At 62.5% G+C, this 9,215-nt stretch carries 10 protein-coding genes; 9 read left to right on the top strand and 1 reads right to left on the bottom strand.

Going from position 1 to position 9,215, the window contains the following annotated elements; translation table 11 throughout:
• On the top strand, positions 1–1,066 hold a 1,066-nt coding region (locus QZ266_RS08750; RefSeq protein ID WP_295694062.1), incomplete at its 5' end, for a TonB-dependent receptor.
• A 161-nt stretch (positions 1,067–1,227) separates the two neighbouring features.
• Positions 1,228–2,928 carry an alkaline phosphatase D family protein gene (locus QZ266_RS08745; RefSeq protein WP_295694060.1) on the top strand — a complete coding sequence of 567 codons (1,701 nt, stop codon included), beginning with the start codon at positions 1,228–1,230 and terminating at the stop codon, positions 2,926–2,928.
• 144 nt (positions 2,929–3,072) lie between these two features.
• Here the strand turns inward: QZ266_RS08745 and folE are convergent, their stop codons facing one another.
• On the bottom strand, positions 3,073–3,690 hold the full coding sequence (folE, locus tag QZ266_RS08740) for a GTP cyclohydrolase I FolE (RefSeq protein WP_295694056.1): 618 nt from the start codon (positions 3,688–3,690) through the stop codon (positions 3,073–3,075).
• 233 nt (positions 3,691–3,923) lie between these two features.
• Between folE and cysS the strand changes: the two genes are divergently transcribed.
• From cysS to QZ266_RS08705, 7 genes are all read left to right on the top strand, one after another.
• Complete coding sequence (gene cysS / locus QZ266_RS08735; RefSeq protein WP_295694053.1) at positions 3,924–5,309, top strand: cysteine--tRNA ligase; 1,386 nt, start codon at positions 3,924–3,926, stop codon at positions 5,307–5,309.
• A gap of 4 nt (positions 5,310–5,313) precedes the next feature.
• On the top strand, positions 5,314–5,583 hold the full coding sequence (locus tag QZ266_RS08730; RefSeq protein WP_295694052.1) for a hypothetical protein: 270 nt from the start codon (positions 5,314–5,316) through the stop codon (positions 5,581–5,583).
• A gap of 71 nt (positions 5,584–5,654) precedes the next feature.
• A complete protein-coding gene (locus tag QZ266_RS08725) occupies positions 5,655–5,918 on the top strand; it encodes a hypothetical protein (RefSeq protein WP_295694049.1) in 264 nt (87 codons plus the stop codon).
• Positions 5,919–5,968: 50 nt separating this feature from the next.
• Complete coding sequence (locus QZ266_RS08720; RefSeq protein WP_295694048.1) at positions 5,969–6,433, top strand: iron-sulfur cluster assembly scaffold protein; 465 nt, start codon at positions 5,969–5,971, stop codon at positions 6,431–6,433.
• Between the two features lie 149 nt (positions 6,434–6,582).
• The gene (yidD, locus tag QZ266_RS08715; RefSeq protein WP_295694045.1) at positions 6,583–6,948 is read left to right on the top strand and encodes a membrane protein insertion efficiency factor YidD; all 366 of its coding nucleotides are present in this window, start codon (positions 6,583–6,585) and stop codon (positions 6,946–6,948) included.
• A 2-nt stretch (positions 6,949–6,950) separates the two neighbouring features.
• Entirely contained in the window at positions 6,951–8,885 is a 1,935-nt protein-coding gene (gene thrS, locus QZ266_RS08710) for a threonine--tRNA ligase (protein ID WP_295694043.1), read from the top strand.
• 17 nt (positions 8,886–8,902) lie between these two features.
• A partial coding sequence (locus QZ266_RS08705; protein ID WP_295694040.1) for a hypothetical protein occupies positions 8,903–9,215 on the top strand: 313 nt, incomplete at its 3' end.

Here is a 9,215-nt window from a genome sequence, read left to right as displayed (position 1 = left end):
CGGTCTGCTGACGCTGGGTCAGGTCATCCCGCTGCGCAGCTTCTATCTCGAAGAGGGCGCGAACAGTGCCGAGACCACGTCCTGGGATATCTTCGCGGATGCCTCCTACGCCGTGACCGACCGTCTCACCCTGACCGCGGGCCTTCGCTATACCGCCGAGGACAAGACCTCCGGCGGCTATGGCCGCTCGCTCTCGGGCCCGAATTTCGTGACTTTCGGCGACACACTGATCACGCCCTACACGCCGAATGGTGCCGAAGTGAGCCAGTCCGGCGATTTCGATGATTTCACCTGGCGTTTCGCGGCGTCCTACGCCGTGACCGACCGGATGAATACCTGGGTCAGCTATGCCCGCGGTCGTCGTCCCGACGTCATCTCGGTCGACACCACATCGCCAACCTTCTTTTCGGAAGCGCCGGCGGAAATTGTCGACTCGATCGAGGCCGGTGCCTTCATCACCTTTGATCGTGGCACGGTTTCCGGCTCGGTCTTCTATTCCGAGTATGAGAACTTCCAGTCCTCGCGTTTCGATCCGAACACGGTCTCCTTTGTCACCGACAATGCCGGCAATGCCACGCAATACGGTCTTGAAGTCCAGGGTGATTTCGATCTGGCTGAAACCGCCAACCTGTTCGTCAGCTACGCCTACAACATGGCGACCTTCGACGACACGGACAGTGCGGGCAATGCGCTCGAGCTGGCTGGCAATCGTTTCCGCTATGCGCCGGAACACACGCTCGCGCTCGGCCTCGACTGGGATGTCGCGTCCGGCGCCTGGGGCTCGCTGAGCTTCATGCCGACCTGGTCCTGGCAGTCGAAAATCTACTTCGACAACAATAATGACCGGTTTGGCGGCGTGCTGCAGCAGGAGGCCTATGGCCTGCTGAACGCCCGCCTGCGCTATGAAAGCGCCGACACGCGCTATCATGCCGAGCTCTTTGGTTCGAACCTGACCGATGAGGACCATCTGATTGATGCCGGCAATACCGGCGGCTCTTTTGGCATGCCGACCTATATCGCCGGTGCGCCATTGCTCTGGGGCGTTCGTGTCGGCGCCGACTTCTAGTCACCGACCCGGGCTGGGTGGGTTGGGGCGCGGCTGGTCGGATGACCCGTCGCGCCCTGCGCATTTGAGGGCGGGTGAAACCGTCCTGAAATCGCGCTAGTGATGGAAACTGGATCTGACATCCGGCGACGGGAGCCGGTGCCGTGTGGTGAGGGAAACGCATGACCAAGACCAATTTGACGCGCCGGACGGCGCTCATCGGAGCTGCCGGCGCGGGGCTCGCCGTCAGCGCCTGTTCGCAGTCGCCGGATGTCTTCCAGCCGGTCGATAACGGTGTCTTCAATCATGGTGTCGCCTCCGGCGATCCGGACCAGACGAGTGTCATGCTCTGGACGGCATTGACCAATGATGGCGGCGGCTATCGCGGGGTCGAGCTTGCGCGGGATGAGGCCTTTACCGACATCGTCTTCGCGCAGGGTTACGAGATCACCTATGTGATGATGCAGCCGCTGGGCACGCTGAAAATCCTGGCGACCGGCCTCGAGCCGGGCACATCCTACTTCTATCGGTTCCGGCTCAATGATGAATACTCGCCGGTGGGCGTGACCCGAACCCTGCCCCAAGGCGCTCTTGCGCAATACCGGATCGGTGTCTTTTCCTGCTCCAATTTCCCGGCCGGGCACTTCAATGTCTATCGCGAAGCGGCCGAGAATGGCGATCTCGACCTGGTGCTTCACCTGGGCGACTATTTCTATGAGTACGGGCCGGGCGGGTATGCGACCGGGAATGCCGAGGCCATGAACCGGGTTCCGTCACCGGCGCACGAAATCCTGACCTATGAGGATTATGTGCAGCGCCATGCCCAGTACAAATCCGATCCGGACCTGCAGGCGCTGCATGCTGCCGCGCCCTGGATTCTCAGCTGGGACGACCATGAAACCGCCAATGACGCCTGGACAGACGGTGCGGAGAATCACGATGAGGGCGAGGGGCTCTGGGCTGCGCGCCGCGATGCCGCATTGCGGGCTTGGTATGATTGGCAGCCTGCGCGCGAGCCGGGTGACGACCTGCGTCAACGCCGCGGCAGTTACGAAATCGGTGATCTCGCCACGCTCTGCCTGCTTGAAAGCCGTCTGATTGCGCGGGATCAGCAGGTCGGGCTCGAGACCTTCCCGATTGCCTCAGATGCGGATGAGACCGACCCCGCCAATCTCGCCGCGGTGGCGGCCTGGAAGCGCGATGTCGTCGGGGCCGAGGATCGCAGCCTGCTGGGCGCAGAGCAGATCGCCGAGATCCAAAGCGCCTGTGGCGCCTCGAAGGCCGCCGGCAAGCCGTGGCGCATTCTGGCCAATCAGGTGATCATGAGCCGGGTAAACTTCCCCAATTTCGCCGAGGAAATGCCCGGATGGCTGCGCTGGTGGGCCACCCGGGACAGCGAGTTTGCCCGTAACTTCATCATGAGTACGCGCTTCGGCATCCCCTTCAATCTCGACATGTGGGACGGCTACCCGGCCGAGCGCGAGCGCCTGTTTGCCGCCCTGCGTCAGGTCGATGCGGATATCATTACCCTGACCGGAGATGTCCACTCTTTCTGGACCAATGACCTGATCGATGGCGAGGGAACCCGGATCGGTACCGAGCTCGTCGGCTCATCCGTGACCAGCCCGTCGCCTTTCTCGGGCTTCAAGGCACCCGGCGTCGACTACGGCAAGATGATGATCGAGGCCAATGCCGATGTCGATCACTGCAATATGGAAGACCATGGCTATATCCGTCTGACCCTGACGCCGGACGAGGCCAATGCCGAATACATCAAGGTCAGCGATATCCTGACCCGTGACTACCGTGCCGGCATTGAGAGCGAATGGCGTATCCGCCCGGCGTCAGGCGGTGAAGTGCCTCCCGTTGAGCGCGTGAGCTAGCGGCCGGTATTCGATAGCCACCGTTCGGCGCCTGCCAGCCAGCGCCGGGTCGGGGCCGACATGTCCTGCCGCAGACGAAAAAGCCCCGGAGCGTGGCTCCGGGGCTTGATCTTCGGCATGGCCTGGGCCTCAGGCCTGAAGGGATCAGGCCCGCTCGACCATGCGCATGAAACGATCCTTCAGGTCGGCGTCATTGCGGAACTCGCCGGTGAAGGTGGTGGTGATGGTCGACACATTGGGATGGTGCACGCCACGCGTGGTCATGCACTGGTGCTTGGCGTCGATCAGGACGGCCACGCCGCGCGGCTCCATGGCCTCGGTCAGGGCGTCGGCGATCTGGGCGGTCATCGTCTCCTGGGTCTGCATGCGCTTGCAGAAGATTTCGACGACGCGGGCAATCTTGGAGATGCCGACCACGGCCTTTGACGGCAGATAGGCGACATGCGCCACGCCCATGATGGGGGCGAGGTGGTGTTCGCAATGGCTCTCGACATCGATATTGGTCAGCATGACCATGTCGTCATAGCCCTGCACGTCCTCGAAGGTCTTGCCGAGCGCTTTAAGCGGATCGGCGTCATAACCGGAGAACCATTCCTCATAGGCCTTGACCACGCGCTTGGGCGTATCGATCAGGCCTTCTCGGCTCGGGTCATCCCCGGCCCAGGAGATCAGGGTGCGAACGGCGGCTTCGGCCTCTTCGCGGCTTGGTTTGGTTTTGGCTGCAGTTGCAATTCGGGCAGCGTCAGGGGTCACGGCGTCCATCCTCATGGATCCTTTCGTTCTCGGGTCGGCTCGGCGTATACGTCCAAACCGTAGTGCCGGTTTCCGGATCGAGGATGCAGACGACAGTTTTTCACTGTCGCGACCTGTTATCCTCTGCTTTCGCGCTTGCGCACTTGCGGTTATTTAGGCGGTCTGCGCCCGGTTTCCAATAATTCAGCCACACACGGCGCAGAAAAATTCAGTACCACCCCAGACCGAAGACGGGCTTCCCAATGAATTCGCTCACCCTTTACGACACGATGGCACGCCGCAAGCGGGCTTTCGAACCGATCGATCCGGACCGGGTGACGATGTATGTCTGTGGCCCGACCGTCTATTCCTACGCTCATATCGGCAATGCCCGTCCGGCGGTTGTCTTCGACACGCTCTTCCGCGTCCTGCGCCGCCTCTATGGCGAGGAGCAGGTCATCTATGCCCGCAATATCACCGATGTGGACGACAAGATCATTGAAGCGGCGCGCGAGAGCGGCAAGCCGATCGACACGATCACCACGCATTATGCCGATATCTATCGCGCCGACATGGGGGCGCTGGGCGTCAACCTGCCGACGATCGAGCCGCACGCGACCGACCACATCCCCGAGATGATCGGCATGGTTCAGAACCTGATCTATGGCGGTCACGCCTATGAGGCGGATGGCCATGTCCTCTTCGATGTCAGCTCCTACGAGCAGTATGGTCGCCTGTCCAACCGCGATCTCGACGACATGGTCGCCGGCGCTCGGGTCGAGGTTGCGGCCTACAAGCGCAATCCGGGCGACTTCGTGCTGTGGAAGCCGGCCGAGGATGACGAGACGGGCTGGGACAGTCCCTGGGGGCGCGGGCGTCCGGGTTGGCATCTGGAGTGCTCGGCCATGACCGAGAAGCATCTTGGCCAGACCATCGATATTCATGGCGGCGGCACGGACCTTGTCTTCCCGCACCATGAGAATGAGATCGCGCAATCGGTCTGTGCCCACAAGGGTGCCCCGATGGCCCAATACTGGCTGCACAACGGCTTTCTGACGATGGGCTCGGACAAGATGTCCAAATCGCTCGGGAATGTTCAGCTGGTGCACGAGCTGATCAAGGACCATCCCGGCGAGGTGCTGCGCTATGCCCTGCTGACGGCGCATTACCGAGCGCCGCTGACCTGGACGGCGGACCTGCTGGCCAAGACGCGTCGTTCGCTCGACCGTGTCTATGGTGTGCTGCGTCGTCTCGGCGATGTCGAGGCGGCCTCGCAGGATGTCCCGGCGGCCTTTGTCGAAGCGCTGCATGATGACCTCAACACCCCCAAGGCGTTGTCCGAGCTCTTCCAGCTCGCTGGCAATGCCAACAAGGCGGTCAGCGATGATGACAAGGCCCGGGCCAAGGGCGAGCTTCTGGCTGCGGCCGGCCTGCTGGGACTCGGTCAGGCCGATCCGGATGCCTGGTTCGGCCTGACCGATCTCGATCCGGCGGAGCGGGCGAAGATTGATGATCTCATCCTGCGTCGCCAGACAGCACGCGCGGACAAGGATTGGCCGACTGCCGATGCTGTTCGCGATGAGCTCAATGCGCTCAAGGTCCAGGTCGATGACGGGCCGGAAGGCTCGACCTGGCGCAAGCTGGGTTAGATCGATGGCGCTCAAGGGTTTCAATGTGATGCTTCAGGCCGAGGACACCGTGGGAGAGTGTTTTGTCTCCTATGGCGTCATCGCCGCCGACGCCGATGCCGCGGCACGCCTCGCCGAGGGTGCGGCCCAGTCCGAAGGGTTCTGGTCGCTGGCCCTGGAAGATGTCTGGGAGCCGGAGCCGGAAGAGGGCGATGATCCGCTTGGCGATATTCCCGAAGTGCTCGGCCGCACCGAGCCGACCTATCTCGACGAGGATGACTATGAGGGCGATTGAAGGGCCTCGCCAATCCTTAACCAGGGTCTGCTAATCTGCCGATCATTGCCCCTCGATCGGGAGGTCGTGTCATGTCAGTCCGCCGCTTTAACGTTGCCCTCGACGGCGTCGACGCCACGGGTCGTTACCGGATCATCTACAAGGTTCTCGCCGCGGATCAGGATGAGGCGATCGTTCTCGCGCGCGCCTCGGCGGCCCTGCAGGATATCGCCATTACCGATGTCGGCGGGTTGGTTGATCTCGGCCCCAGCCCGTTCGAGGAAACCGATGTCCGCCGCGTCGCCGGTCAGACCGCCAAGATATATGGTGTCATCGACGCCGACCCGGCGAGCTGAGCGTTTGCCGACTGGCATCGGGCGTCGTTTCTTCCTAGATTGGTCATGCAATGAGCGATGATCTCTACTCCAATGCCGTCTTGCGACTGGCCGCGGACATTCCGCGCATCGGGCGTCTGGCCCGGCCGCACGCGTCTGCGCGCAAGGTCTCGCGCTTGTGCGGGTCCGAGATCGAGGTCGATATCGCCATGGCTGGCAATCGTGTTGGTGATCTCGCCCTGCGGGTGAAAGCCTGCGCGCTGGGGCAGGCCTCCGCCGCCATTCTTGGACGTCATGTGATTGGCGCGTCGCAGAAGGATCTCGTCATGGCGCGGGATCAGCTCAAGGCGATGCTGAAAGAGGGCAGGCCGGCACCCCGCGGCCGCTTTGCCGAGCTGGCTTTGCTGGAGAGCGCCCGGGCTTACCCCGCGCGCCATCAATCGGTCATGCTGGCCTTCGAGGCGGTTGTCGATGCCGCCACCACCGCCACGCGCGGCCGTGCGACGGCTCCACAGACCACACCCCTGACTGGCTAGGGCCGTCCGCCCCTGCCACGCCGGCAGGAGGCGGTGGACGGTCCGCCAAATCCACAAACCTCACGCTCAAACTTTACTGCGGCCCGCGAAGCGCGCTTCATGTCCACGGTGGACAGCGCGCACCGCGGCGTTAAAAGGCTTTATTCCATATGCGTTCACGCGAACGGACACAGGGGCTGGCAAGCCCGGTCTCCGGCATCATGCTGATCCTGCTTCGTGCGTATCAGCTGAGCCTGTCACCGGTCTTCTATGCGCTTGGCATCCGGTGCCGGCATGAACCAACCTGCTCGCACTATGCCATGGACGCGATCCGCGCCCAGGGGCCCTGGCGCGGCGGCTGGCTCACGCTCGGGCGTCTCGGTCGATGTCGACCGGGGGGCACATTCGGCGTCGATCCCGCGCCGCGCGACTGCAATCAAGCGCCCTGGTGGGCGGTCTGGCGTTTCAGATCGAAGCCAGGACGTGCCATGGACAGAATTCCGCCGGCGGGCCGCGCCGACGACAAGGACATGTAACAATGATCAATGTGACGCTCCCCGACGGATCCGTACGCGAACTTCCCGATGGGGCCTCTCCGATGGACCTGGCCGAGGGTATCTCCAAATCTCTCGCCAAGGCCGCCATCATCGCCCAGGTCGATGGCCAGGACTGGGACCTCAAACGTCCGCTCGATGGGGACGCCCAGGTGGCGATCATCACGCGCAAGGACGACAAGGCCCTCGAGGTGATCCGCCACGACACGGCCCACATTCTTGCCCAGGCGGTGCAGGATATCTTCCCCGGCACGCAAGTCACGATCGGCCCGGCAATCGAGGACGGTTTCTATTATGATTTCGCCCGTGAGGAACCGTTCAGCCCGGAAGATTTCGACGCGATCGAAAAGCGCATGGCCGAGATCGTTGATGCTGACCTGCCCTTCGAGCGCGAGGTCTGGGACCGCAATGACGCCATCGCCAAATTCGAGGAGATGGGCGAGTCCTACAAGGCCGAGCTGATCCGCGACCTGCCCGAAGACGAGACGATCACGATCTACCGCCAGGGCGACTGGTTCGACCTGTGCCTCGGCCCGCACCTGCCCTCCACGGGCAAGATCGGCAAGGCCTTCAAGCTGATGAAGGTCGCCGGCGCCTATTGGCGGGGCGATCATCGCAACGCCATGCTGCAGCGGATCTATGGCACGGCCTGGTCGGATGAAAAGCAACTCAAGGCGCATCTTCACCGCCTCGAAGAAGCCGAGAAGCGCGATCACCGGCGTCTGGGCAAGCAGATGGAGCTTTTCCATTTCCAGGAAGAAGCCCAGGGCCAGGTCTTCTGGCATCCCAATGGATGGCGTCTCTATCGCACGGTGACGAGCTATATGCGCCGCCGGCTGGAAACGGCCGGTTATGTCGAGATCAAGACGCCGCAATTGATGGACCGCAAGTTCTGGGAAGCCTCGGGTCACTGGGACAAGTATCGCGAAAACATGTTCATCTCCTCGATCGACCAGGAAGAGAAAGTCCTGGCCGTGAAGCCGATGAATTGCCCGTGCCATGTCCAGGTCTTCAACCAGGGCCAGAAGTCCTATCGTGACCTGCCGCTGCGCATGGCTGAATTCGGTTCCTGCCACCGTTATGAACCGTCCGGCTCGCTGCACGGTCTGATGCGGGTGCGCGGTTTCGTGCAGGACGATGCGCACATTTTCTGCACGGTTGAACAGATCACGCAGGAAGTCATCGATTTCTGTGAACTCCTGAAGTCCGTCTATGCCGATTTCGGCTTCGAGGAGCCGCGCATCAAATTCTCCGACCGACCGGAACAGCGGGTCGGGTCTGACGAGGTCTGGGACCGTGCGGAAGCCTCGCTCAAGGCGGCGGCGGAAGCCTCGGGCCTCGATTACGAATACAATCCCGGTGATGGGGCGTTTTATGGTCCCAAGCTGGACTTTGTCCTCAAGGACGCCATCGGCCGCGAATGGCAGACGGGTACGATCCAGTGCGACTTCAATCTGCCGGAGCGTCTCGATGCCAGCTTCATCGGTGATGACAGTGAAAAACACCGTCCGGTCATGCTGCACCGGGCCATTCTGGGCTCGCTTGAGCGTTTCCTCGGCGTTCTGATCGAGAGCTATGCCGGTAAATTGCCATTCTGGCTGGCCCCGCGTCAGGTTGTGATCGCCACGATCACTTCTGATGCGGATGGCTATGCCGAGACGGTCAAGGCGGCCATGCTCAAGGCGGGCCTCCATGCCGAGACGGACCTGCGCAATGAGAAGATCAACTACAAGGTCCGCGAACACTCGGTCGGCAAGGTGCCGGTGATTGCGGTTGTCGGTCGCAAGGAGGCCGAAGAGGGCACGCTGGCCCTGCGCTTCCTGGGCGAAGGCGGCAAGACGCAGGAAATCCTGCCGCTTGACGAGGCGATAGCCCGCTTGAGCAAGGACGCCAAGGCGCCCGACCTCAAGCGCGCCTGATCAGGGCGGGCATCACCATGCAGCGTGGCGATACTCGGGCGGGATGGGCAGGCCTCTTGGCCTTTGGCTTTGCCTGGCCGTTCGGCGGTGCCGGCGGCCTCCTGATCCCGCCGCTTGTCTCCCTGCTCGCGATCATCGCCTTCCCGATCCACCGAGATTTCTGGCAGGTCGCGCGCATACCCTGGGCCTTGCTGTTCGCCGGGGCTTTCCTCGCCTGGGCCATGATCAGCTTCACCTGGTCGCCGCATGATGATGCCCGCCAGCTCTGGAAGACCGGGCTGGGTGTCCCGCTCTATATCCTGTTTGCCGTCCGGGTCGGGCAGCTCGACG

Origin of the sequence: uncultured Maricaulis sp. (assembly GCF_905480005.1) — a bacterium.
GTDB lineage: Bacteria > Pseudomonadota > Alphaproteobacteria > Caulobacterales > Maricaulaceae > Maricaulis.
This window is presented reverse-complemented; position numbering and strand designations above follow the sequence as displayed.

Bases quoted from the DNA above. Each gene is read 5' to 3' on its own strand.
- cysS (WP_295694053.1), top strand. From the start codon at position 3,924: ATGAATTCGCTCACCCTTTACGACACGATGGCACGCCGCAAGCGGGCT.
- QZ266_RS08730 (WP_295694052.1), top strand. From the start codon at position 5,314: ATGGCGCTCAAGGGTTTCAATGTGATGCTTCAGGCCGAGGACACCGTG.
- QZ266_RS08720 (WP_295694048.1), top strand. From the start codon at position 5,969: ATGAGCGATGATCTCTACTCCAATGCCGTCTTGCGACTGGCCGCGGAC.
- QZ266_RS08725 (WP_295694049.1), top strand. From the start codon at position 5,655: ATGTCAGTCCGCCGCTTTAACGTTGCCCTCGACGGCGTCGACGCCACG.
- folE (WP_295694056.1), bottom strand. From the start codon at position 3,690: ATGGACGCCGTGACCCCTGACGCTGCCCGAATTGCAACTGCAGCCAAA.
- QZ266_RS08745 (WP_295694060.1), top strand. From the start codon at position 1,228: ATGACCAAGACCAATTTGACGCGCCGGACGGCGCTCATCGGAGCTGCC.
- thrS (WP_295694043.1), top strand. From the start codon at position 6,951: ATGATCAATGTGACGCTCCCCGACGGATCCGTACGCGAACTTCCCGAT.
- yidD (WP_295694045.1), top strand. From the start codon at position 6,583: ATGCGTTCACGCGAACGGACACAGGGGCTGGCAAGCCCGGTCTCCGGC.